Source organism: Salinibacter altiplanensis (assembly GCF_002894645.1).
GTDB classification, from domain to species: Bacteria; Bacteroidota; Rhodothermia; order Rhodothermales; family Salinibacteraceae; genus Salinibacter; species Salinibacter altiplanensis.
Genome location: NZ_NCQY01000010.1, coordinates 1 through 22,343, shown reverse-complemented (window position 1 = coordinate 22,343; position 22,343 = coordinate 1). Strand labels below are relative to the sequence as shown.

General features: G+C 64.4%; 21 protein-coding genes. 5 read left to right on the top strand and 16 right to left on the bottom strand.

Annotated elements, in window-relative coordinates:
• The first annotated feature begins 205 nt into the window (after positions 1 to 205).
• Positions 206 to 1,879, top strand: coding sequence for a S41 family peptidase (locus B7R93_RS05840; protein WP_103019942.1), 1,674 nt, complete (start codon positions 206 to 208; stop codon positions 1,877 to 1,879).
• A gap of 68 nt (positions 1,880 to 1,947) precedes the next feature.
• Here the strand turns inward: B7R93_RS05840 and B7R93_RS05835 are convergent, their stop codons facing one another.
• The 3 genes from B7R93_RS05835 to fsa all read right to left on the bottom strand — a co-directional run bounded on the left by B7R93_RS05835 (position 1,948) and on the right by fsa (position 7,529).
• A complete protein-coding gene (locus B7R93_RS05835) occupies positions 1,948 to 4,881 on the bottom strand; it encodes an FAD-binding and (Fe-S)-binding domain-containing protein (RefSeq protein WP_103019894.1) in 2,934 nt (977 codons plus the stop codon).
• 441 nt (positions 4,882 to 5,322) lie between these two features.
• Positions 5,323 to 6,717 (bottom strand): MBL fold metallo-hydrolase, encoded by a 1,395-nt coding sequence (locus B7R93_RS05830; protein ID WP_103019893.1) that lies wholly within the window; start codon positions 6,715 to 6,717, stop codon positions 5,323 to 5,325.
• Between the two features lie 137 nt (positions 6,718 to 6,854).
• Positions 6,855 to 7,529: a fructose-6-phosphate aldolase gene (gene fsa, locus B7R93_RS05825; protein ID WP_103019892.1), complete on the bottom strand. Its 675-nt coding sequence runs from the start codon at positions 7,527 to 7,529 to the stop codon at positions 6,855 to 6,857.
• A 237-nt stretch (positions 7,530 to 7,766) separates the two neighbouring features.
• Here fsa and B7R93_RS05820 point away from each other — a divergent pair, with 237 nt between their 5' ends.
• Positions 7,767 to 9,056 carry a GlmU family protein gene (locus tag B7R93_RS05820; protein WP_103019891.1) on the top strand — a complete coding sequence of 430 codons (1,290 nt, stop codon included), beginning with the start codon at positions 7,767 to 7,769 and terminating at the stop codon, positions 9,054 to 9,056.
• Positions 9,057 to 9,069: 13 nt separating this feature from the next.
• On the opposite strand, the gene B7R93_RS05815 is transcribed toward B7R93_RS05820, so the two are convergent.
• The 4 genes from B7R93_RS05815 to B7R93_RS05800 all read right to left on the bottom strand — a co-directional run bounded on the left by B7R93_RS05815 (position 9,070) and on the right by B7R93_RS05800 (position 12,971).
• Positions 9,070 to 9,429 carry a hypothetical protein gene (locus B7R93_RS05815; RefSeq protein ID WP_103019890.1) on the bottom strand — a complete coding sequence of 120 codons (360 nt, stop codon included), beginning with the start codon at positions 9,427 to 9,429 and terminating at the stop codon, positions 9,070 to 9,072.
• Positions 9,430 to 9,679: 250 nt separating this feature from the next.
• A complete protein-coding gene (locus tag B7R93_RS05810) occupies positions 9,680 to 10,204 on the bottom strand; it encodes a metallophosphoesterase family protein (RefSeq protein ID WP_103019889.1) in 525 nt (174 codons plus the stop codon).
• Positions 10,205 to 10,447: 243 nt separating this feature from the next.
• Positions 10,448 to 11,128, bottom strand: coding sequence for a metal-dependent hydrolase (locus B7R93_RS05805; protein WP_103019888.1), 681 nt, complete (start codon positions 11,126 to 11,128; stop codon positions 10,448 to 10,450).
• Positions 11,129 to 11,243: 115 nt separating this feature from the next.
• The gene (locus tag B7R93_RS05800; protein ID WP_198598599.1) at positions 11,244 to 12,971 is read right to left on the bottom strand and encodes a LamG-like jellyroll fold domain-containing protein; all 1,728 of its coding nucleotides are present in this window, start codon (positions 12,969 to 12,971) and stop codon (positions 11,244 to 11,246) included.
• Between the two features lie 155 nt (positions 12,972 to 13,126).
• On the opposite strand from B7R93_RS05800, the gene B7R93_RS05795 reads away from it, so the two are divergent.
• The gene (locus tag B7R93_RS05795) at positions 13,127 to 13,594 is read left to right on the top strand and encodes a hypothetical protein (RefSeq protein WP_232798069.1); all 468 of its coding nucleotides are present in this window, start codon (positions 13,127 to 13,129) and stop codon (positions 13,592 to 13,594) included.
• Positions 13,595 to 14,020: 426 nt separating this feature from the next.
• Here the strand turns inward: B7R93_RS05795 and B7R93_RS05790 are convergent, their stop codons facing one another.
• Positions 14,021 to 14,626 (bottom strand): RNA polymerase sigma factor, encoded by a 606-nt coding sequence (locus B7R93_RS05790; protein WP_232798067.1) that lies wholly within the window; start codon positions 14,624 to 14,626, stop codon positions 14,021 to 14,023.
• 132 nt (positions 14,627 to 14,758) lie between these two features.
• Here B7R93_RS05790 and B7R93_RS05785 point away from each other — a divergent pair, with 132 nt between their 5' ends.
• Both B7R93_RS05785 and B7R93_RS05780 read left to right on the top strand, forming a co-directional pair.
• Complete coding sequence (locus B7R93_RS05785) at positions 14,759 to 15,943, top strand: DmpA family aminopeptidase (RefSeq protein ID WP_103019884.1); 1,185 nt, start codon at positions 14,759 to 14,761, stop codon at positions 15,941 to 15,943.
• Complete coding sequence (locus B7R93_RS05780; RefSeq protein ID WP_103019883.1) at positions 15,940 to 16,203, top strand: hypothetical protein; 264 nt, start codon at positions 15,940 to 15,942, stop codon at positions 16,201 to 16,203. Before B7R93_RS05785 ends, B7R93_RS05780 begins: the two co-directional genes overlap by 4 nt.
• A 295-nt stretch (positions 16,204 to 16,498) precedes the next feature.
• Here the strand turns inward: B7R93_RS05780 and B7R93_RS15220 are convergent, their stop codons facing one another.
• The 8 genes from B7R93_RS15220 to B7R93_RS05730 form a co-directional block, all read right to left on the bottom strand.
• Entirely contained in the window at positions 16,499 to 16,723 is a 225-nt protein-coding gene (locus B7R93_RS15220; RefSeq protein ID WP_157942215.1) for an AbrB/MazE/SpoVT family DNA-binding domain-containing protein, read from the bottom strand.
• Between the two features lie 261 nt (positions 16,724 to 16,984).
• Positions 16,985 to 17,431 (bottom strand): DUF2059 domain-containing protein, encoded by a 447-nt coding sequence (locus tag B7R93_RS05770; protein ID WP_103019881.1) that lies wholly within the window; start codon positions 17,429 to 17,431, stop codon positions 16,985 to 16,987.
• Positions 17,432 to 18,170: 739 nt separating this feature from the next.
• Positions 18,171 to 18,611, bottom strand: coding sequence for an NUDIX hydrolase (locus B7R93_RS05765; RefSeq protein WP_103019880.1), 441 nt, complete (start codon positions 18,609 to 18,611; stop codon positions 18,171 to 18,173).
• A 1-nt stretch (position 18,612) separates the two neighbouring features.
• Positions 18,613 to 19,383: an HAD-IIA family hydrolase gene (locus B7R93_RS05760; protein WP_103019879.1), complete on the bottom strand. Its 771-nt coding sequence runs from the start codon at positions 19,381 to 19,383 to the stop codon at positions 18,613 to 18,615.
• A 663-nt stretch (positions 19,384 to 20,046) separates the two neighbouring features.
• Positions 20,047 to 20,349, bottom strand: coding sequence for a helix-turn-helix transcriptional regulator (locus tag B7R93_RS05750; protein WP_103019877.1), 303 nt, complete (start codon positions 20,347 to 20,349; stop codon positions 20,047 to 20,049).
• A 633-nt stretch (positions 20,350 to 20,982) separates the two neighbouring features.
• On the bottom strand, positions 20,983 to 21,189 hold the full coding sequence (locus tag B7R93_RS05740; protein ID WP_103019875.1) for a hypothetical protein: 207 nt from the start codon (positions 21,187 to 21,189) through the stop codon (positions 20,983 to 20,985).
• A 360-nt stretch (positions 21,190 to 21,549) separates the two neighbouring features.
• The gene (locus B7R93_RS16210) at positions 21,550 to 21,906 is read right to left on the bottom strand and encodes a type II toxin-antitoxin system PemK/MazF family toxin (protein WP_103019874.1); all 357 of its coding nucleotides are present in this window, start codon (positions 21,904 to 21,906) and stop codon (positions 21,550 to 21,552) included.
• Positions 21,903 to 22,136, bottom strand: a complete 234-nt coding sequence (locus B7R93_RS05730; RefSeq protein WP_103019873.1) for a DUF2281 domain-containing protein — start codon at positions 22,134 to 22,136, stop codon at positions 21,903 to 21,905. Before B7R93_RS05730 ends, B7R93_RS16210 begins: the two co-directional genes overlap by 4 nt.
• Positions 22,137 to 22,343: the final 207 nt, after the last annotated feature.

Genomic DNA, 22,343 nt, shown 5'->3' with positions numbered 1-22,343 from the left:
GAACCCCCAAAGAACGTTCGCTGGCCGGTAACAAAACGGCGAAATCTGCAACAAAGCCGCCCGGTCCAAATATGAGGAAACTGTTGATGCCATTCCGGGGATCCTCATCAGAGCGTGTCCCGCCACGGTGAGATTGTTCAGGATCCTTCGGGCTGCCCGTACTGTTCTTGCGTTGTCGTTTGACACGGATCTCCCCGACGATTCCATGAAGCGCCTCAGCACGTACCACATTCTCCCTGCCGTCCTCCTTATCGCCTTCGGGGCGGTGCTCGGTGTGCAGCTCGACACGTATCTGACCGATGAGGATCTGGGCACGCAGTTCGACAAGATGCGGCAGGCCCTCGTCGTCATGAACAAGGAGTACGTGGACCCGCTGAACGCGGCCGACGTGGCGGAGGAAGGCATCGAGGGAATGATTGGCAGCCTCGACCCGCACTCCACCTACATCCCGGCCGACCGGGCCGAAGACGTGAAGGATCAGTATCAGGGCTCCTTCGGGGGCATTGGGATCGTCTTTGAGGTGCCCAACGACACGGCCCGGGTGATCTCGCCGGTGGCGGGCGGCCCTAGTGAAGAGATGGGCGTGATGGCCGGCGATCGGATTGTCGGCATCGAAGACTCGTCGGCCGTTGGGCTTTCGTCCAACGAGATTCAAAACAGCCTGAAGGGAGAGATCGGGACGGAGGTGCGGATCACCGTGTACCGTCCGACGATGGACGATCGTCTCGACTTCACCCTCGCGCGCGAAGAGATTGAGACGCAGTCTGTGCGGTCGCCGTACATGGTGGACGAGCAGACCGGGTACATCAACATTACCCGGTTCACCATGAAAACTCACGACGAGTTCCGGGAGGCCACGTCGACGCTGCTCGACCAGGGCATGGAACGGCTCGTCCTCGACCTCCGCGGCAACCCCGGCGGCGTCATGCGCTCCTCCTGGCAGATCGCGAACGAGATGCTGGGAGAGGGGATGACAATCGTGGAGACCAAGGGGCGGAGCGAGCAAATGAACCGGACCATCTCGGCACGGCCCGGCGGCATGATCGCGGATCAGCCTGTCATTGTCCTTGTGAATCGCGGATCGGCATCGGCGAGCGAGATTCTGAGTGGGGCCTTGCAGGACCACGACCGGGCCTTCATTGTGGGCCGACGCACGTTCGGCAAGGGGCTCATCCAGAAGCAGTTTGACCTCGGGGACGAGAGCGTGCTGCAGATGACCGTGGGACGCTACTACACGCCGGTGGGCCGTCTCATCCAGTCGCCCTACGAGCGGGGCGACCAGGAAAATTACTACCGGGAGAAGTTCTCCACGATCAGCCAGGCGACCTACCATCTCGACGAGTACCGCGAGAGCATTCCTGACTCGTTGGCGTACCGGACCGACCACGGCCGAACGGTCTTCGGCGGGGGGGGCATCCTCCCGGATTACGTGGTGCAGCCGGACACCACGGCGCTGACCCACCTCGTCCAGAGCGGCCTCGACTATGCCTTCGCGCGGAAGTACTTTACGGAGAATGAGACCGATCTCCGGGAGGCCTGGCAGGAGCGGCCCGAGGACTTCCAGTCCTCCTTCGAGCCGTCCGAAGACATGATTGACTCCTTCTGGTCGTTCACCCAGGACAACGGCGTTGAGATTACGGAGAACCCGGACTCGGTGAACACCTCGGAGCGGGTCTACGCCGCACAGACGGCCCAGAAGGAGAAAGACTTCGTTGCGACGCGGGTGAAGGGCTACCTTGCGCGCCTGATGTACGGGCGGGGAGTGGCACGTCCCATCCTGAACCGGGCCGATCCGATTTTTCAAGAGGCCATGTCGCTGTGGCCTTCCTCGCAGGACCTAGCGGCCTACCACTCGAAGACGACGACCCGCCAGAACTAGTGCGCTCCGCCGGAGGTCTAATCTGCTCGCCGGCGCGTGCCAGCGGGCGGGTCGGGAGGCGGCGGCCATCACTTTCGGGGGGCATCCGCGAGTGCATCCCAGAGCAGCTCGGCGGGATGCTGGGCGGTACGGGTGGTAACGTCCTTGACCTGGGAGCGGCACGAGAAGCCGGGGGCGGCAATCCGGGTGTTGGAGCCGGTCTGGCGGACGGCCGGAGCGAGGCGGAGCTCGGCCATTTGCTTCGAGACGTCCACGTGCTCGGCCTCGTAGCCAAAGGCCCCCGCCATGCCGCAGCACCCGGCGTCGACGGCGGTCACGTCGTATCCGGCCAGAGAAAGGACCTGCTCCGTCGCCGCGGTCCCGATGAGGGCTTTCTGGTGGCAGTGTCCGTGCAGCAACACCTCGCCGTGGCCCTGCCACAACCCTTCGTCCAGCGCACCGTCCTCGGCCCGCTCAGACAAATATTCTTCGAAGGTGTAGGCGGCCTCGGCGACGGCTTCCGCGCGCGCGTCGTCGGGGAGGAGGTCTAAGAATTCGTCCCGGAGGGTCAGGATGGAACTCGGCTCCAGTCCCACAATGGGCACGCCCTGCTCGGCGTACGGGCGCAGCGCATCGACCGTCCGGCGGGCGCGGCGCCTCGCCTGGGGAACGAGCCCTTTCGACAGGAGCGTGCGCGCGCTGCCCACGGAGGCTGGCGGCAGCTCAACGCGGTGCCCGGTGGCCTGAAGCACGCAGGTAGCAGCCTGGAGCGGGGCCGGTGTGTGGTAGGCGTTGAACGCGTCCGGAAAAAGAACGACGCGCGGTTCGCGCACGCCGTCCCCGCCCACCTGAGCGTGCTGGTTCTGGTGTTGGAACCACTGACGAAACGTCTCGCGGGCGAACGGGGGCAGGGGGCGCTCCGCGCTGATGCCCAGCATGGCCTCGCCTGCTCTGCGGAAGGCCGACTGCTCGCTTGCCCAATTGATGAGGGATGCCAGGGGCGTGCCGCTGATCCAGCGGGCCGCGTCGGGCTGACGGGCGAAGAGGCGGGTGCGGAGCGGCATCCCGTTGTCGTTCCAGTAGTGGTGCAGCCACTCGGTCTTGATTTTTGCCATATCGACGTTCGACGGGCACTCCGTCTTGCAGGCCTTACACTGGATGCACAGGTCCATGACCTCGTGCATGTCGTCGCCCGTCATCGCGTCCTCTGAGAGGTCGCCGGCCAGGGCGCTCCGGAGCGCGTTGGCGCGGCCCCGCGTAGAATCCGGCTCCTCACGGGTGGCCATGAAGCTGGGGCACATGGTGCCGGCGCGTAGCTTGCGGCACGCGCCGTTGCCGTTGCACTTTTCTACAGCTCCGGCAAAGCCGCCGTCCTCGGAGAAGTCGAGCTCTGTGCGGAACGGGTCGGTTTCGTACGTCGGGCCCATTCGCAGATTCTCGTCCATCGGCGGCGCGTCCACGACCTTGCCGGGGTTCAGGATGCCGTCCGGGTCGAAGAGCGCCTTCGTCTCCCGGCAGAGCGCGTACAGGTCCTCCCCGAGAAGGTCTGGATTCGCCCACCCGCGGGCGATGCCGTCCCCGTGCTCTGAAGAGACGACGCCCCCGTACTTCTGGACGAGGTCGAGCGACGCCTTCGCGATGTCCGTCATCTTCTCTACCTCCGTCTCGTCCTTGGTGTTAACGAAGGGCCGCACGTGGAGGCAGCCAGCGGAGGCGTGGGCGTAGTAGGCGGCGCGCGTGTCGGTGGCGTCGACGAATGTGGAGAGCTCGTCGATGTAGTCGGCCAGGTTCTCGACGGGGACGGAGGCGTCCTCAATGAAGGCCCACGGCTTGTAGTCCCCGTCCACGCCCATCAGCAGGCCGAGCCCCTCCTTTCGGATGGACCAGACGTTCTCGACCGCGTCCGGCTCGGTCACGCGAACGGTGGCGTAGCCGCGGTTTGTGTCCGCCATGGTTCGTTCGAGAGCATCGAGGGCCGCGTTGACGTCGGCGTCCGTGTCGGCGGAGTACTCGGTGATGAGCACCGAGCCGGGCGCCCCCTCCAAGAAGGTGAGACGCTCGGCGTAGCCGGGCGTCTGCTGGGTGCGCTCGATCGCAACGCCGTCGAACAGCTCCACGGCCGACGGGTCGGTGCCCAGGACGGTCGTCACGGCCCGCAGCGCGTCGTCGCGCGACTCGAAGTGGACCACCCCGAGGCCGGTGCTGTTGGGCTTCTCGACGAGGCCGCAGGTCAACTCGGTCGTGACGGCGAGCGTGCCCTCGCTGCCGCAGAGGAGCTTCGCGAGGTTGGGGGCGTCGTCGAGCAGCGCCTCCAGGCGGTAGCCGTTGTTGCGGCGCCAATGGTTTGGGGTGTCTTCCCGGATCGTCTCGCGGCCGCCATTGGCCAGCAGCGCCTTCAGGCCGCGGTAGATGGCGCCCTCCAGCCCATCGTCCCGCATTTTGTCCTGCCAGGTGGCCGGATCGGTGGGGCCCACGGAGGTCTTCGTGCCGTCGGCCAGCAGGACCTCGGCCTCGCGGACGTGGTGGATGAAGTTGCCGTACGCGATGGAGTGGGTGCCGGTGGAGTTGTTGGCGAGCATGCCGCCGAGGGTCGCGCGGTTGGCGCTCGCCGGGTCGGGGCCCACCATGAGGCCGTGCTCGGCGGCGGCGCGGTTGAGCTCCGCCAGCGTCACGCCGGGCTCCACGCGGGCCGTCTGTGCCTCCGGGTCGATCTCCAGAACGTGGTTGAGGTGGTTCGTAAAGTCGACCACCAGGGCCTCGTTAACACCCTGTCCAGCGAGCGAGGACCCGCCGCCCCGAGGCAGAACCGGCACGCCCCGCTCGCACGCGACCGACAGGGCCGTCTGCACGTCTGCTTTCGCCTCGGGGACGAGGACGGCGACGGGCACCATCGTGTACATGCTCGCGTCCGTCGCGTAGAGCGCCCGCGTCATCTCATCGGTGTGAATCGTGCCCGAGATGCGTGGACGGAGGTCCTCGGCAAGTGCGGCCGTTTGTGAGGACGGGGCGGAAGGAGCAGGCATGTGGGAGTAGGACGTAGTCCGAGGGGAATACGGGCTTCCGCTTTCGGGAATGGAGAAGGGACTTACAGTAGGTCTGTGCTGTCGGCCTTTTTGTCCTGGCCCCTTCCTGGCTGCCAGTCTTGAGCCGTCGCGATCTTTGTCCTCTGAGGACTCAGAACCCGCTTCAATGTGGAAACGGAGCCCCAATCCGCTGCAAAGCCCAACCGGGGGTCCAGTGCTGTATCTCTCATGGAAGGTGCAACCGGCTGATCCCTCTTACGGCCCATTGTTTCAAGATGATGTGATTCCGGTTCTATGGTGCAGGCCGGACGGTACAGATGCGAACGTGGTCGTGCCGGTGCGAGGAGCCTGTTGTGTGCCTCGCGGTCGGGCGGTGGATCGTACGCCTCAAGTCCGACATCGAGTCCCGGCGGCCTGGGCGCATCGACCAGTGCGCATCGGCTAAATTTCGAGCACGCTGCCCCAGTCGGGCCGGTGCACCTCCGTTTCGGGGTGACTCTCACTGATATGCTCGGCCATCCAGCTCTTGGCTTCGGGGTCGCCGTGAATCAGGAGTACCGTTTCCGGATCCATCCGGTCCACGAGGGAGAGAAGCTCGCGCCGGTCGCTGTGGCCGGAGAAGCGAAACCGCTCAACGGTGCAGTGCACCGGCTGGGGGCCGTGCCCGTCCGCCAGCATGACCGGTGCGCCATCTTCTTCCGCGGCGGCGTCCTGCAGCCGGCGTGCGGGGGTGCCCTCCGCGGGGTGGCCTACCAGCAGCACGGCGTCGTCTTCGTTCTCCACGATGCGACGCGCCAGAATATTCGACAGGGTCGGCTCGATCATCATGCCGCTGCTGACGACCATGATCCCGGGCCCCTCCAAGATCTCACGTTTTGCCTCCGACTCGTAGGGCACTCGCTTCTGGTCGACGGCATACACCTCGTCGCTGGCGTCGATGCGGGGCGTGGTATCGCGCGTGTCGTCGTACACCTCTGCGATGGCCCGCATGGAGCCGGCTGTGTAGACGGGCACATCGGTCGGGATGGCGCCCTCCCGCTTGAGCTGACCAAGCAGCACCAAGATCTCCTGCGCCCGTCCCATCACGAACACGGGGATGAGCGCTGTGCCTCCGCGGGCGAGCACCCGGGCGAGGGTCTTTCGGAATCGCGCCCGCTCTTCGGGACGGCTGGTGGCCGAGGCCTCGGGCTCGGCCCCCTGCGTTGATTCCAGCATCAACACGTCCGTTGTGTCCGGGTACGTCCCCCCAGGGATGATGGTCTGGGCCTGCAGGTTCGTGTCGCTGGTGTAGAAGAGCCGCCGCTCGCGGCCCCGCTCCTCAAACTGCAGCTCCACCCCGGCCGAACCGAGGATGTGACCGGCCGAAAAGAAGCGCCCCGTGACGGATGATTTTCCTTTCGGCCCTGTGAGGTCAAACCCTTGCTCAAGGTCGTGCGTGAGGTAGAGGTGCTTCAAGGCCTCCAGGTCATCCTCGGTGAAGAGCGGCTCGTGGCTCGTCTCGCCCCGATCGCGCCGCTTTTCCTGGAGGCGGGCCGAGGCCGGCAGTAGGATGTCGAGCAGCTTCTTCGTCGCGCCGGTCATGTGTGCCATGGCGTGCGGAAACCGGCGCACGAGGACCGGCAGGCTGCCCATGTGGTCGTGGTGGCCGTGCGTGACGAGGGTGTGATCGACGTAGCTGTCGGCCCGATCGCTCACCCAGTCGAAGCGAGGAAGTGAGTCGGGACCGTCGCGTTGCGGATCGGTGCCGACATCGAGGGCGAGGCCGGTGCCATTGAGGTCGAGAAAATGACAGCTCGCACCAATGCCGTCTGTGTCTCCGAGGGCGAGAAATTTCATGTGGGACGTACGAGTCGAAGGTCGCGAGTGAAGAGAGAAGCGGGGCCGTTGGGGGGTAGGCAGACGGACGCGGGGACAGAGGGCGGCCCTTTCGGGAGAGCCGACGGGGACAGCGGGGGGGAGGGAGCGCGTGGAATCTAGGCAAGGCCGGCCTCCGCCTTCCGGGCATCCTTGTAGTCCTCCCAGTCCGCCAGGAAGCGCTCCAGCCCGCGGTCCGTCAGCGGGTGCTCCAGCAGCTTCGTCATCGTCTCGAACGGCATCGTCGCCACGTCCGCCCCGGCCAGGGCCGCGCGCTTCACGTGGGTCGGGTGCCGAATCGACGCGGCGAGGATGTCGGTCTCGAAGGCGTAGTTGTCATAAATCGCTGCGATCTCCTCGATCAGGCCCATCCCGTCGGACGAAATGTCGTCGATGCGCCCGATGAAGGGACTGATGTAGTCGGCCCCGGCCTTCGCCGCCACCAGCGCCTGCGTCGGCGAGAAGCAGAGCGTGCAGTTTGTGGGGATGCCCTCCTCGTCGAGGGCACGCAGCGCCTTGATCCCGTCTTTGATGAGCGGAATTTTGACGACGACGTTGTCGTGGATCTGGGCCAGGGTGTGGGCCTCCTCCATCATGCCGTCGAAGTCGGTCGCCGTCACCTCCGCGGAGATGTCTCCGTCGACGGTCTGGCAGATCTCCAGCACGCGCTCGTGGAAGTCGACGTTGCCCTCTTCTTTGACGAGCGAGGGGTTTGTGGTCACCCCGTCGAGCACGCCCATGTCGTTCGCTTCGCGGATCTCTTCTAGGTCGGCCGTATCGACAAAAAACTGCATAGATGAGGCAGCGCTGATCGGTGGGCTAAGCAGTACAAGGTGAAATTTCTCAGTTCCCGAAGGAAAGGCTCTCAACGAGCAATCGATGATGGAGTTTAGATACAGTTCTGAAAAGAACCGGGAGGGCAGTCCCTGTGAAGCTGTTTGTCGTGACATCGCGGGGTTTGTTTTCTACGTTACATCCGGTGCGCACGGCCCAATGTCCTCGCCTCACGCTTCACAAAGGTCATGTCCGCAATGCATCTTTGCCTTTTCGAAGATCCCCATGTCGCCGGCCTCCGTCCCCTCGTCGACACGCGGGCTGTGTACGACCTGCGGCTGGGAGGGCGCACGCTCCTGGAGACGGCCTGCGATGCCTTTGGCCCGTCCGGGCTGGTGCTCCACGCCCGTCCGATCGTCGCTGACGTCACGCGCCATGCGCATTCGTCGGCCGCCGTCAACGTGCTGCCAGATGGGGGCGACGTCCTCTTCGTCAACGGGCGGTATGTGGCGGGGGCCGGCGAGGCGCTCCGGCACCTGACGGAGGCCCCGGCCCGGACGGAGGCCCGTGCGTTCGTCCAGAACGGATCGCTGGTCGCGGCGTGGGTGCCCGAGGCATCAGCCCGCCTGCCCGACGACGTGCTCGCCCGGCCCGCCCTGACGGCGAACGTCGTCCGCGACCTCCCTGTCACCGATCTCGACGACGCGACGCTCCTGCGGCGGCCCTGGGACCTGCTCGACACCCTGCGGCCTGCCCTCGCCCGGGACGCGGAGGCGCTCGCTGGCCCGCCCGTGCAGGCGTCGCTTGTGGACCGCCCCCACGCCACGACGCACGAGAGCGCCACGAGCCTCCGCGAGGAACAGATTCATCTGGGGACGGGCGCTACGATCAAGCCCGGGGCCATCCTCAACGCGGAGGACGGCCCCATTGTCCTGGGCGCGAACGTGACCGTCCACGAGCGGGCCGTCCTGCGCGGGCCCTGCTACTTTGGGCCGAAGACGCAGGTCAAAATTGGGGCGAACATGGAGGGGGTCGCCACGGGCACCTGGTGCAAGATTGGGGGGGAGGTGCACGACGCCGTCCTGCAGGGCTTTTCGAACAAGGGCCATCCGGGCTTCCTGGGCCACTCGGTGCTCGGGCGGTGGTGCAACCTGGGGGCGGACACCAACACCTCCAATCTCAAGAACGACTACGGGACGGTGTCTGCCTACGCGCCGGACGAGGGGCGCTTCGTCGACACCGGCCGCCAGTTTGCGGGTCTGTTCATGGGCGACCACTCCAAGTGCGGGATCAACACCATGTTCAACACCGGCACGATCGTGGGGGCCAACTGCAACCTGTTCGGGGGCGACTTCCCGCCGCGCTACATGCCGCCGTTCTCGTGGGGTGGGGCGTCGGGCTTCACGGCGTACCGGCTCGACAAGGCCTGTGCGGTGGCCGAGCGCGTGATGGGGCGCCGCGACACGCCCTTCACCGACGCCGACCGGGCGCTCCTCACTGCACTGTTCGAGCGCACTCAGGACGAGCGGGCCGAGCACCACAGCTGAGGGGGCGGCACGGCTAGCCGCCGACCGCCTGCACAAGAAGCCACGCGTAGAGCGCCTCGGCGGCGAGGGCGGGGAGCAGGTAAACCAAATGATAGCGTGGCGCGTCGGCTGTGCCGCCGTACACGCCGAACGTCCGTCCAAAGCTGAGCAGGGGCACGAGGCCGAGCGCGACGGAGAGCCCCAGGTCCCACAGCGCACGCCGGTCCCGTTCCGGGTCGGCCGGGCGGTAGGCGGCGCGAATCCGGCCGAACAGGGGGGGGCGTTCCCGGTGAGCCGCGCCCCGAGCTCCATGCCGACCGTCACCGTGCCCGCGCAGCCGGGGCGGGTCGTGAACAGGAGGCGACGCCCCGACTCGCCGCGCTGCTCCAGGCACCCCGGCCGGTCGGGCCAGCCCACTGAGACCTCGACGCCGTCGGGACGCACCCAGGAGGGAGGAAGGGCACGACGGTACGAGATGCCTGCCTCCTCCGTCCCGGGCAGGACGAGGTCCACGGCCAGCAGCAGGCTTAGCCCCACCGTGGGCACCGCGAGCACACGAATGCCGCGGATGAGCCACCGGACAAGCGTGCGTCGGCCGACCGCCCCGTCGTAGCGGCGGCCTCGGTGTCGCGGGTCCCGTGTCGTCATGCGTCGGACGCAGGGGCAGGTGAGGCGTCCGGGTCGAGGTGCACCACCGCGGCCTCCGTGGCGCGGCCGTCCTCCACGGTCAGCCGGAGGCACGTTTTCGTCTGATGAAAGCCCTGCTTGCCGGCGGCCCCGGGATTGACGTAAAGCATGTCGTTGAGGGCCGCCACGCGCTCCACCCGGAGGATGTGGCTGTGCCCACAGACCAGCATGTCGGGCGGGTTGGCCGCCAGTTTCGCGCCCATGCCCTCCTGCCAGCGCCCGGGCCGCCCAGCAATGTGGGTCATCCACACATCGAGCCCCGCCACCGTGAAGCGTTCGTGCTCGGCATGCCGGCGGCGAATGGAGGCGTCGTCGACGTTGCCCCAGACGGCCGTGACGGGGGCCACCGCCTCCAGCCCATCCAGGATCGCGGGGTCGCCCACGTCCCCGGCGTGCAGGATCCGGTCTACGCCCGACAGGTCGCCCGCGAGGTTGGGATGAAAGTAGCCGTGGGTGTCCGAGAGGAGGCCGAGCGTGGTCACGGGGAGGAGGGGAGAAGGGGAACAGGAACCGAAGGCGCGGCGCCACCCGGAACCCGTGCGCAATTCAAACCTGTGCGCATTTCAAAAGCCCTGAGGCGTGGGGGGCGATGCGTGAGGGACGAGCAGTCGTCGGCCCTCTCGCTGCACGCACCGCGAACACGCATCCCGCCTCGGGACGGAAGGCACCATGCAGACCGTCAGTCCGATCGGGCCTGTGGGGGCGGTGTTCCAGGCACTGGCTTCTTACAGTGCGGCCGTTTCGCCGGCCCCGAAGACGCGGGGGGCGTATCCGGCCTCCTCGAAGGCCTCCTCGAACGCGTCGAGGTCTGTCTCAAGGGGCGGGAAGGTGTCGTAGTGCAGCGGAAGCACCCGTTCTGGCTCCACCATCTCGGCGGCGTGGAGCGCGCCGTAGATGCCCATCGTGAAGACGTTGCCGACCGGGGCCAGCATTACGTCCACGTCCCACAGATCGCCCACCCATTTCATCTCTGCGAAGGGGGCCGTGTCGCCGGTATTGTAGATCACATCGTCTCCCAGCTCCAGCACGAAGCCGTTGGGCACCCCGCCGTAGGAGCCGTCGGGGAAGGAGGAGCTGTGCCGCGCGTGGGTGGACTCGACGTAGCCCCAGTCAAACTCCACACTGCCCCCCTCATTCAGCGGCTGAATCGCATCGTGGCCGTACTCCTGCTGAACGTACTGCGTAATCTCGAAGTTGCTGATGACGAGCGGATCGCTGGTGTCCAGCACCGCCTCCGCGTCGGAGAAGTGATCAAAGTGGGCGTGTGTGATCAAGAGGACATCGGGGTCGAGCGTGCCCGGATCGGTCTCGGTGTGCGGGTTTTCCGCGAAGAACGGATCGAAGAGAAGCGTGGCGTCCGCCGTTTCGATCTGAAAGGTGGAGTGCCCGAAGTACGTGAGGTCCATGACGGTCGGTGTCGTCTTGCATGATTGGGAGGACGGAACGAGTCTGCGTGATGGAACGGAGGAGGCCACCCGCCCTGTTTCGCGGAGGGGGGCAGGCGTGTGCCGGAACGGCCCGCTATTTGAGCAGCACCATCCGGGCGGACTGGATGCCCTCGGGCGCTTCGAGGCGGGCAAAATACGTCCCGCTGGGCAGCCCGTCCGCGGTCAGCGTCCGTTCATAGTAGCCAGGCTCGTGCACGCCGCCCGCGAGGCGGGCGATGCGCTTCCCAGACAGATTCCAGACCGTGAGGGTGACGGGCTGGGAGGTCTCGACCCGGTACGCAATCGTGGTGGATTTTCGAAAGGGGTTTGGAAAGTTGCCGACGAGGTCGACCTTGCGCTCGGCAGCCGGCTCGCCCCCCAGCCCGATCTTGATTGTGCTTGTGTTGCGCTCGACGTCGGAGGCCGACGAAACGTATCGGATCCGGTAGAAGACGACCTGTCCGGGGACGCTTTCGTCCGTATATGTGAACTCCTGCGCCTGCCCGGAGGACGTTTCGGCCTCGGATGCTGGAAGGCGGTCTACAGGTGTGAAGGACGTGCCATCGGGGGAGCGCTCGACGACAAACTGCCCGGGGGAACCCGTCGCATCGATGGCCCTCTGGGCGTTCCAGCGGAGCGTGACGGACTGCCCGTCGGTGCGGGCCCGCAACTTTTGGAGGGGGGGTTGGAACGAGAGGGAGGTAGGGGCCCGCCGGGGGCTCTCGGCCCGAGCCAGCCCAGGGGGCAGCGCTTCGCCGTCGAAGCTGAGTCGAAACGGCTGTGCCTCCTCGTTGGCGGGAGGGGCGAAGGGGCGCGTTCGCATCCGGCGAATGGTAGAGGCCGCACGGGCTGTGGGCCAGATCCGAAGTTCGTCGAGCCGTCCCACGAAGCGCTGCGCAGGTGCAAGAGGGCCTTGGTTGGGGCCCGCCCGTGGGCGTCCCCCCAGAGCGAGGGAAAGAGGGCCGGAACGTCGGGGGAGGGCCTCGGTCTGGAGCGAGTCGGCCATTTCCCCGTCGAGCATGAGGTAGAGCCGAGCCTCGGCCTCGTCGTGGACGACGGCGGCGTGGTGCCACTCGCCATCGGCTATGGGGGCCGTGCTGCGGAGGGCCTGATGACGCCCGCCTTGCCCACAGTAGAACCGAAGTCGCCCGCCCTGGTCGGTCACAAGTTCGAGCGGGTAGGACGTCGCCTCGTCGCCCGTCCACGAGGACAAGATCACCTGGTCGAGACCGGTGGTTCGTACCCAGAACTCGACGGTGAAAGAGCGGCTCTGGCGTGGGGCGAGGTCGGGGGGGACCTGAAGGGTCGGCGAAGCCGTCGCGCCGGTCAGGACGAGGGCCTGGTTCGACCCACTCGCCCGAGACGGAGAATCGGCCTCGACGGTCCGGGTGCGGCGGTCCTCAAGGCGCATCCGTCGCCCCAGTGAATCCCGGGTGGGGCCCGGCGTGACGAACGGGGTGAGCCGCCACCGTTCGGGGCCCGTTTGGGAGGGGACCTGCACCCGCACGACCAGCTCGTGCGGGCTTTCAAAGGGCGAATTCGTCGTCAGAAATACAGTCCCTGGGTCTCGGCCGGACTGGAGGCGAACCGCAACGGACGACGTTCCATACCGGAGGAGGTGAACCTCCTGAATTGTCCAGTCCTCTGGAAGCTGCAAACGGACCCCGTCGATTGGGGAACTCGGATTGAGGGTTTCGAATAAATTGATCCCTGTTTTTCCCGTCGACCCCGGTGGGACTCCTTCTTTCGTCTGCGCGCTCGCGAGGTGTAGATCGGCCCCGATCGTCCCGACGAGCAGAACAAGACAGACGATGCGGGCCATGGCCACTGGCTGTGTTGCGGGGATTGCCCCGACGTTCGGTGCCCCCATTGGTTGCATTCCTGAACGGTGTTCAGGGCCGTGCTGTTGGGGAGGCAGGGTGTAATCATAGTGTTGCCTTTCGTGAACTACAAATGAAGCACACCCCGTCCGTCTCTATGGCTGCCCTTCCCGAAGACTTGAGTGGCGTTGGTACCCACCGTGGCAACAATCCGGAGTCGGAAACGGGGCAGACCGTCCGCTCTCCCACGGGGCCGGACCCGAACGCGACCGAGGCGCAGCCTGCCCCGGGCCTGTTTTTGGTCGTCCGGGCCCCGTCTGAGGAGCGGCTCTCGATCCAGGCCCACTCGGCTCAGGCGGAGGTGGACGGGCCCGACGACGGAGACGAAGTGGGGCGGTACCGCACCGTCGATGCGCTTCGTGCGGCCCTCGCGGACCTGGAGATGAGCGAGTACGTCGCGGTGTTCGAGGACGCGGAGGCCAACCGTGTGCTCGTGGAGGACGACGTTTCCGGCCAGCACGCCTGGATCGGCACACCGCGCTATCCGCAAATCACTCTGTTCCGGGAGGCCGAGAAGGCCCGTGCGTTTGCCAAGGCCCACGAGTTTCCGGCCTTGAACGCGTAGATCATTAGAACAATCTCGTGGGTCAGTCCCACTTCTTCTTTCGTCCCTGGTTTTTTCAGCGTCAGCTTTTCAGACCCTGTTTTGATTTTGGATCGGATGGGGCTACTGCCTGCGCCCGGAGTCCACTTCCCCGGACGCCGAACGCGATGCAGTTTCGGGGGGCGAGGGACCTTCCTCTGACTCTGTGTCTGGTTAGTACGTCAGTGGGGGGCTCAATTCTGGTCATGCCGCCGTCTGAGGCCCTTCGGCTGTGGCATCCGGGCGGAGGCCGTGTCTGGGGCGATAGGGGACAGGGCCTACGTCGCTGTTTCTAGTGGCATCCTATCCCTCCACGGGGAAGAGGGCCGCATCCCGCATTTCCTCGGCGCGTGCATACAGAAACGCGCATCCTGCGCCGGAAATCCTGTGAGTCCTCCGGATTCGCGCCTAGCATTCCATCCGTTCGCAGAGGTGTTCGCGGAGGGACTTTCGGGCCCGGTGGAGCCGAACCCGCACGTTCACCTCCGTCAGGTCGAGTTGCTCGGCCGCTTCCGCGGTGGACTTCTCTTGTAGATCCCGCAACTGCACCACGCGCCGGTAGTGGTCTGGCAGTTCCTGAAGGGCATCGTGCACGATCTCCTTTCGCTCGGACCGCTCCACCTCTGCCCGCGTTCCCCCGGTCGTTTCGTCCCGGTTGACCTGCAGAAACTCGATGGTCTCGTGCTCGAGGTAGTTGTGCCGGTCGCTCGTGCGGAGGTGGCCGTACGACAGGTGCTTCGCAATGGAAAAGAGCCACGTCGACACCGCGGCCTCGCCCCGAAAGTCCTCGATCTGGCGGTAGGCCTCGGCGAAGGTCTCTTGAACGATGTTTTCGGCCTCGTCGGCGTCCTCGACCAGCTTGATCACGAAGCGTCGGAGCCGTTCGCGTTCCTGTTCGAACAGACACCGGAATGCGTGCTCGCTGCCGGCCTTGAGGGCCTCGACTGTCGGATCGTTGGCGGTGCAGGGCTGGGGCATCTCCATAAGAACAGACTGGGCGGGTGGAAGAGGCATGAGTTCTTGTCTCCGTCGTCCCTTAAGCCTACTTTGGCCCCGGCATAGAGTTATCACAGAAGTCTAACACGGGGATAAGATTTTGACGACACGCTGCGTGCCCGCTCTGTCCTGGCCCCTCGACTGACCGGTATGTCGCTTCGTTGGCTCGCTGTCTCGCTCCTGCTCTGCATCGTTCCCATCACTGGCATGGCCCAGTCCGAGTCTGTTCGTGTGCGGGACCTCGGGCTGGCCCCCGGGCTCTTTGGGCCCGGCCCGCACAACGCCCTCACGGACGTGGCCGGCGTGCAGGTGGGCCACCGCACGCTGGTGGAGGGCGATTCGGTGCGCACCGGCGTGACGGCGATCCGGCCGCACGGGGGGGATCTCTTCCACGACAAGGTGCCGGCGGCGGTGCACGTGGGCAACGGCTTCGGGAAGGCTGCGGGCGTCCTCCAGGTGCAGGAGCTGGGCACGATCGAGACGCCCATCGTGCTCACAAACACGCTCGATGTGGGCACCGCTGTGGCGGCGACGGTGGATTGGATGCTCGACCAGCCGGGGAACGAGGAGGTCTCTTCGGTGAACGCTGTGGTGGGGGAGACCAACGACGGTGTCCTCAATGACATCCGCGGGCAGCACGTGACGGGGGACGACGTGGTTGCGGCCATCGAGTCGGCGTCGGGCGGTCCGGTGGCGGAGGGGAGTGTAGGGGCGGGCACCGGCACCCGTGCGCTGGGGTGGAAGGGGGGCATTGGCACCAGTTCGCGCCTGCTGCCCGACGCGTACGGGGCGTACACCGTCGGGGCGCTCGTGCAGGCGAACTACGGCGGTGTGCTCCGCATCGACGGGGTGCCGGTGGGCGAACGACTGGGCCGCTACGACTTCCGCTCGGTCGTCGAGGAGACGGGGGACGAGGAGACGCCGGAGCCCGACGACGCGGGCTCCTGCATGATCGTGCTGGCGACCGACGCCCCCGTTTCGCCCCGCAACCTGGAGCGGATGGCCCGGCGCGCCATGCTGGGGCTGGCCCGCACCGGCAGCTACGCGAGCAACGGCTCCGGCGACTTCGTCGTGGCCTTCTCGACGCAGAACCGCCGTCCCGGCGACGCCACGCCGCGCCCGGACTCGCTGCTGCCGAATGCCCGGATGAGCCTGCTCTTCCTGGCGACGGTGGAGGCGACGGAGGAGGCCGTCTACAACGCACTCACGGCCGCCACGACGGTAACGGGGCGCGACGGGCACACGCAGGAGGCCCTGCCGCTGGATCGCCTCCGTGCGATCCTCCGAGACGCCGGTCGCATCGACGTGAACGAATCGGACGCGCCCCGCCCATGACCACAGACTCGGACCGCCCGGCCCCGCCGGGCGACGAACAGATCGAGACCACCTTCCGTCGGCTGCGCCGGGACGGCCATTCGCGCCTGGAGGCCCTCCGTCTGATCCTGGACGTGCTCGACGTGTCCCTCGCCGAGGCGAAACGGCTGCTCGCGGGCAACGACACCTGGGCCGAGGTCCGGTCGGAGACGGGGGACGGCGCCCCGTCTTCCATGGGAGAGGACGTAGGGGGCAATCCCGTTCCCCCCGCACCCGGCTGATCAATTGGAGGTGGGCGACGGCAGCCCCCGCAGCGACGCGACAGGGCCCTGTGGGGCTCGGGTGCGAACACCGTCGCCGACGACGCACGATGAGTCGAGCGCCGGATCGTCCCCGGATGGGGGGAACTCAGGCGCGGTCCATGGTGGCCGGCACGTCCCAAGCGGACGTAGGTGGTCGTGACAATCGACGAACTGTCAGGCACCGATTGCCTCCAGTGCTGAATCGTCTCCTCGTGGTGTTGGTCATCGGAGGCTCCCAGGGCAATGAGATATCCGGCATCCACAGACCCTCGGCTCATTCCCCGGAAAGGTGCTGATCATGGTTTACCGAAGCATCTTCTGCTCCGCACGAGACTGGATCCTGACTGAGCCCGGTGATCGGATCCTCGTCCTTCTGCTTAGCCTTTCGAACTGGCTCAATGACAACACGGCCATTCTCGTCTCGGATCTCTACCTCTTTGGCCTCTCCAAGCATCTGACGGGGCACAGTCACGCCCTTCTCACCAACCTTGACTTTCATAGCGTGGGAAGGGCATGGTCTGGGAAAGGGATTATGCTAGAATTGGGCACTCGCTTGAGTGCCCCTCTGATCAGTGAAGTTCAAGGGAGGATTGCAAGAGGCGCGGGAGTGATCATAACCTTGAGAGCTACCCTGCGCTGACCCTCACGCATGGAGGCTTCCGAAAGTCACCAACCATCCACCAGAGCTGTAGGCAGAAGAAAGAGGCGGATACGTGAAGCGTCAGGTGCAGTGGCGGGATGTGCTCCCCACACCTTGCCGCTACTGCTTCTCTTCCTGATACGTCTGCATCACCTGCTTCATCGACCGCCGCACTTCTTTCATTATGACAGGCTGCACTTCGGCCATGTAGGTGCTCATCTTTTCCATAACTGAGCGTCCCTCTGGCGTGCTGTAAAACTGTGTCAGGGCTTCTATCTCCTCGACCGTAAAAGTAGCTGTCATGGCGTCAATCATAGCGGTCCGCAGGGTATCGTACCTCACTTCGTCCATCAGTGCTTGCGTCATTTCTTTCCTTTCACCAGGCATTTGTGCGGTCGTCTTCTCAGCAACGTCGCTCATCATCTTCTCGACTGGTTGCACTTCCAGATACTCCTTGGCGGCTTGGCGCAGCTCTGCTTTCGCATCCCTGTCAGTTTCCTGAGCAGAGGCAACACCTGCAAACGTGAGAAGCAGCACAAGAGCAGTGACCGATTTTAGGTATCTCATACTTCACGCTCGATTTGATTTAGAAAACTCTATTCAACTGGTGTGGGGATAACGGTAGAATTCAATTGCGACGAGCAACGTTAAAGGGGGACGAGAGACGCTACCGGCTGAATCTGGCCCCTGCTCCTCGTCGGCTGCAACGGGGGTATGCCTGCATCCTCAACACGAGGAAGACAAAGAGCAAATCTTGACATGAGTGATGATCGAGCCCAGTTCCCCATGGTCCGCCCGGCCGAACAAATCAGGTTCTGTCGATTGGCAATGATTTGGAGGGCTAAGATTCACCAAAGTCTACGATCGTAAGAACTGTCCCCGTGATGGCCGACCACACGCCTGTGGCCATTCCGTAGGTCAACGAGGTAGCGGCAATTGCCGAAGACAGGGCAATGCCAGACATTGTGCCAACAGCTCCCAAAATTAGACCGGCGGTAGTGAGAAACTTGTTCGGCTCAAGTGCTGCCATCGTATTTTTTTGTTTTGGAAACAAAGCGATCCAGTTTGAGAAGAGAACTCATTCATGGCTGGTTCCAAAAGATCTCGCGCGGCACAACGTGAAGCTGGGGTGCAAGGGACTCTTTCTTCGCTGAATAGAGTCTGCTGCGCCAAATGACTTCGCCCGCCGAAGTGTCCGTCCGCTTGCGTGAGCACTCTCGGTCAATGATGCCGAACCCGTTTCAGCTCTCTTCAATCGAACCCGGCACCCGCCCCTTGTCAAGCCGTCTGTAGTGTTATGCGGCGCTCACTGAACTATCGGTTGAGGATGCTCCGCGATGGTGTCGTCCAGCCACCGTTCGGCGTATGGAAGCAGCGGTTCTGGCAGCTCCTCTGGGGCATACCATCCCCACGCGATTCCTTCCTCGGATCCTTCAAACTGGCTGCTTGACGCACGACAGACGAAGAGGCTCGTAACGAAGTGGATGGCTTCTCCGGTGGGGAACTCCACAATTTGAAACGTGGGGTCTGAGTAGAGCCCGACGAACCGAGTGATTTCGATTTCCAAGGAGGCCTCTTCGTCCAGTTCTCGCTTCAGTGCCGAACGGACGTCTTCTTCCGGTTCGACGGCTCCACTCGGTGGAGCCCACCCGTGCCCTACTCGCCGCTTGTGCATTAAGATATCGCCGTCTGGGTTGAAGACCACCCCTGCGACGCCAGGTCGAATGGCGAGCGAATCGCTACTCATCCTAAGAAGAATCCTCGGGCAGAAGATCAGTGAGCGAAGAAATCACTCGGTCCGGCGTTGCCGCTGTTTCTTGCTCCAGAGGCCGGCCGTTTTCACGCCGCAAAAGGAGGGCTGCAATCCCCATCTGTTTCGCCCCGAGGATGTCGGTCGTCAGACGGTCGCCCACCATCAGGGCCGCTGCTGGGTTCCGGCCGTTCAGGGCAGCTTCGAACATCTCTGGGTGTGGCTTCCCCACAACATCGGGAGTAGCATCGGCTGCCGTACGGACCGCCGCGACAATGGTCCCGGTGGCGGGAGCCGGGCCTTCCGGCGTCGGAAAGGTCGGATCTTCGTTCGTCGCTACAAACTGTGCTCCTTTTCGAATGAGCCGGGCCGCGCGCTTGATGTGCGGATAGGAAACGCGACTGTCGCACCCGATGACGACCGCGTCTGCGCCGTCGTCCGTTAACCGCAGCCCTGCACGCTCAAGCTCGCGGCAGAGCCCTTCGCTTCCTACGACGTACACCGATTCGAGCCCGGCCTCACGCAGGGAAACAGCCGTCGCCCACCCGCAGGTCACTACTTCCTGCACGCGTGCCTCAACGCCAAGGCGTTCGAGTCGCGCGACGACCCCATCTCGGGTTGGACGGGGATCGTTCGTCAGAAAGCGAAGGGTCTTTCCACGTTCGCGCAGACGCCGGAGAGCCCAGTCCGCTCCTGGAAGTAAAGTGTCCCCCACGTATACAACGCCGTCGAGATCGAGCAGAATGACGTCGAATTGTTCTGCAATCATTTTAGATCTCGGGGGTTACACCTCCGCCGGTGGGGGGCGCCGCATAACGATTGAGCTCAGGTGCAAGGGGGGCTTTCCTAAGCAGAAGCCATTTTACCAAACGGCTCTGCCCGCCGAAGTATCCATTCCCCCACATCGCCACTCTCGACCAGCGAAGTCGAACCCGCCCAGCCCACCTTGTCTGAAAGCGGCTCGTGCCCATTTTCAGCCATAGGACAGGGGTATAGCGCGCATCCCCCTGCAAACATCGTCGGCCCTCAGAGGATCAACGCAGCGATAAGTCCAGCTCCGAAGCAAACGGCAATGATGGTCGCTCTCCTTTTCCGCGATGTGTGCGTGTCTGCGTCCTCTGTCGGAACCAGGAACGAGTTGAGAAGACCTGATACCAGAGCGAAAGCCAGCAGCGCATGATCAACTTGCTGCAACTCGTCGGTGTAGAACAGGCGGACCGCCACGAATGATGCGGCGAGTCCTGTCGTGACTGCCCACACTTTGTACCAGAGCGGCCTTCCCTTCAGATGCGCTAGCATAAGAGACTCGTCCTCATCTTGAGTCGCTGTAACGTCAAATTCAGCCGCGACGGGCCTCAAAACCTGTGAGGAGTGCTCAGGAGACACCCCCCTGTGAAAACAGCGTCGGCCCGTCGTTGGCTGTCGTGGCGTGTTATGATCTCCTATCTTCAGCGTTTGACTTCTGGAACGCCCCTGGCGGCATGTCGCTCCACCGCTTAAAAGCTTTGCTGAACGAGGACACCGATTGGTACCCAGCGGCGGCGGTTGCCTCCCCGACCGTGCGGTCGGCATCGAGAAGCACCTGTCGCGCCCGGTGCATCCGAAGCCGGGTGAGGTGTTCGATGGGAGGCTCTCCCACGAAACGATTGAACTGCTCCGCAAACGCCGTTCGGGACAGGAGGGCCTCTCCGGCAAGCGCGTCGACCGTCCACGAACGGGCCGGGTCGTCGTGCATGGCGGTAAGGGCCCGTCCAACGTGCGGATCGGAAAGGGCGCATAGCCAGTCGTCCGGCTCGAGCCCCCCGCGCCGCCCGGCCCCGCTGGGCGACGAACAGATCGAGACCACCTTCCGTCGGCTGCGCCGGGACGGCCATTCGCGCCTGGAGGCCCTCCGCCTGATTCTGGATATCCTTGACGTCTCCCTTGCCGAGGCAAAGCGGCTCCTTGCGGGCAACGATACGTGGGCCGAGGTTCGATCGGGGACCGGGAATGGCGCCTCGCCGTCTGCGGGGGAGGACGTGGGGAACGATCCCGTTCCGCCTGCGCCCGCCTGACTAACGTTGACCCCCGGACGGAGGAACGACGGCCCCGCCCGACGCGATGAGTCCTGCGGGGCTCGGGTGCGAACACCGTCGCCGACGACGCGCCATGAGCGGTGCGCCGGGGAGCGCCGGGGAGCGCCGGGACCCCAAACCGTGCAGTCAGCGCCTCACATCCCCAGCAGCAGTCCGGGGGCAGGTGGGGTGTCGATTGTGCTGTCCCCCGATCCCATCTCTGGTGTACCACCTGCCTCGGAGGGGGCCGGGGCGTGTGGAAAGTGCAATGGTGGGAGGTCCTCACGCGCAACGATGCGCAACAAATGGCTTCCTCACTGCTCCGGCCACCCCTGCCCGGCCGCCCGGCCTTCCTGGTACGCCTGCTGAGCAGCGTTCATCATCTCCGGTCCCGCAACGACCAACGCGACCACGATGCCAGTCGCACCCGCGAGCGCAACCCCTTTCCCCCAGCTCGTTGTTCTCCTTAAGATGCCGAGTCCGATCACAATAATTCCGATCAACAGTACTGCTTCCCACATGACGGTCCTGATATCTGAAAGCAATGGGGAGTTGTGGCAGCACACGAATCGCCAGCCGTACCGATCGCAAGTCCTATGCGTACTGGCACAACAGCCGCGTGACACAGTCAGCTCGCCACGATATGGAGCGGAGAGAGCGTACGACGGTAGCGCCGTATCGTAGTAGCTGAGGTGCGGAGGGCAGGAAAACGCCAATCAGAACTCGATCCAGCGAAAGTGAAAGCGTTGGCAGGGAGCTTCCATTCTCTAGCCTATCTACTCCCGTTCAGAGACGCCGAAACTGCCTATCAGACCTCAACTGATTACAGCAACGGTCCTCCGTCACCTCTAACGGGGGGTATCCAGCCGCAACCCCCTCGCTCAGTTCCTCTTGCCTTCTCTAATCCACTCTGTGAGTCGCCTTCGAATCCGCTGCACCCGATCAGGACTGATTCGTCCAATTCTTCCCTCAAGGACTTCTCCCTCCACAACCGCCAAGCGACTGATTCGCACAACACTCGTCTTCTTCAGTCCCGACTGCTGGAAGTCGCTGTCCCCTTCCTCGATCAACTCATCGAATCCCTCGATCTGCTGATGTAGCTGCGAGGAGATCATGCAGATCAGCCAGTCGTCGTATGGACCCGGCGCTTCACTCATCAACAATGCGGGACGAAGCTTGCCCTCCGCCAAATCCGTTCGCGGAAATCGAAAGAGAACGATCTGACCAGATTCCTTCACGATGACGAAAACCGCTCTTCGAGATCTTCTTTCGTATACTCAGGTTCGGGGATTTCCTCCATTTCCCGCATTGCAGAAGCGAGCGACAGCCGGGTCCATTCCTGCTCGTCTTCCCGAGCCTGTTCCCGCTCGGTCTTCGTAAGCAGATACTTCACGAAGTCGAGCACCTCGGCCTGCGTTTGCTCCGGGAGACGCCGGACCTGCTTGTTGATCTTCTCGGCAACGTCCATGGTTTGAGACGGAGGATACAGAAGAATTTGCACTTCAACAGCACGTACGCCGAAGCGAACGATTCAGTTCACATCACTCCCCACAGGCTGCATAGCGGAAAGCTCACCTGCGAAAAGTGAGGGCATCACGAGTGCGGAGGGCACAGGAAGGGCTCCGCGCGTCAGAGATAAGCAAAACGGCATCTACTTTTCGTCAGGTGTAGCGAA

What these genes read in the sequence shown, in the direction of transcription:
- B7R93_RS05805 (WP_103019888.1), bottom strand. Translation starts at nt 11,128, where the DNA reads ATGGACCTCACGTACTTCGGGCACTCCACCTTTCAGATCGAAACGGCG.
- fsa (WP_103019892.1), bottom strand. Translation starts at nt 7,529, where the DNA reads ATGCAGTTTTTTGTCGATACGGCCGACCTAGAAGAGATCCGCGAAGCG.
- B7R93_RS05750 (WP_103019877.1), bottom strand. Translation starts at nt 20,349, where the DNA reads ATGCACGACGACCCGGCCCGTTCGTGGACGGTCGACGCGCTTGCCGGA.
- B7R93_RS05765 (WP_103019880.1), bottom strand. Translation starts at nt 18,611, where the DNA reads ATGAGTAGCGATTCGCTCGCCATTCGACCTGGCGTCGCAGGGGTGGTC.
- B7R93_RS05730 (WP_103019873.1), bottom strand. Translation starts at nt 22,136, where the DNA reads ATGGACGTTGCCGAGAAGATCAACAAGCAGGTCCGGCGTCTCCCGGAG.
- B7R93_RS05840 (WP_103019942.1), top strand. Translation starts at nt 206, where the DNA reads ATGAAGCGCCTCAGCACGTACCACATTCTCCCTGCCGTCCTCCTTATC.
- B7R93_RS05820 (WP_103019891.1), top strand. Translation starts at nt 7,767, where the DNA reads ATGCATCTTTGCCTTTTCGAAGATCCCCATGTCGCCGGCCTCCGTCCC.
- B7R93_RS05785 (WP_103019884.1), top strand. Translation starts at nt 14,759, where the DNA reads ATGTCGCTTCGTTGGCTCGCTGTCTCGCTCCTGCTCTGCATCGTTCCC.
- B7R93_RS05830 (WP_103019893.1), bottom strand. Translation starts at nt 6,717, where the DNA reads ATGAAATTTCTCGCCCTCGGAGACACAGACGGCATTGGTGCGAGCTGT.
- B7R93_RS05780 (WP_103019883.1), top strand. Translation starts at nt 15,940, where the DNA reads ATGACCACAGACTCGGACCGCCCGGCCCCGCCGGGCGACGAACAGATC.
- B7R93_RS05795 (WP_232798069.1), top strand. Translation starts at nt 13,127, where the DNA reads ATGGCTGCCCTTCCCGAAGACTTGAGTGGCGTTGGTACCCACCGTGGC.
- B7R93_RS05770 (WP_103019881.1), bottom strand. Translation starts at nt 17,431, where the DNA reads ATGAGATACCTAAAATCGGTCACTGCTCTTGTGCTGCTTCTCACGTTT.
- B7R93_RS05790 (WP_232798067.1), bottom strand. Translation starts at nt 14,626, where the DNA reads ATGCCTCTTCCACCCGCCCAGTCTGTTCTTATGGAGATGCCCCAGCCC.
- B7R93_RS15220 (WP_157942215.1), bottom strand. Translation starts at nt 16,723, where the DNA reads ATGAAAGTCAAGGTTGGTGAGAAGGGCGTGACTGTGCCCCGTCAGATG.
- B7R93_RS05835 (WP_103019894.1), bottom strand. Translation starts at nt 4,881, where the DNA reads ATGCCTGCTCCTTCCGCCCCGTCCTCACAAACGGCCGCACTTGCCGAG.
- B7R93_RS05740 (WP_103019875.1), bottom strand. Translation starts at nt 21,189, where the DNA reads ATGTGGGAAGCAGTACTGTTGATCGGAATTATTGTGATCGGACTCGGC.
- B7R93_RS05800 (WP_198598599.1), bottom strand. Translation starts at nt 12,971, where the DNA reads ATGGCCCGCATCGTCTGTCTTGTTCTGCTCGTCGGGACGATCGGGGCC.
- B7R93_RS05760 (WP_103019879.1), bottom strand. Translation starts at nt 19,383, where the DNA reads ATGATTGCAGAACAATTCGACGTCATTCTGCTCGATCTCGACGGCGTT.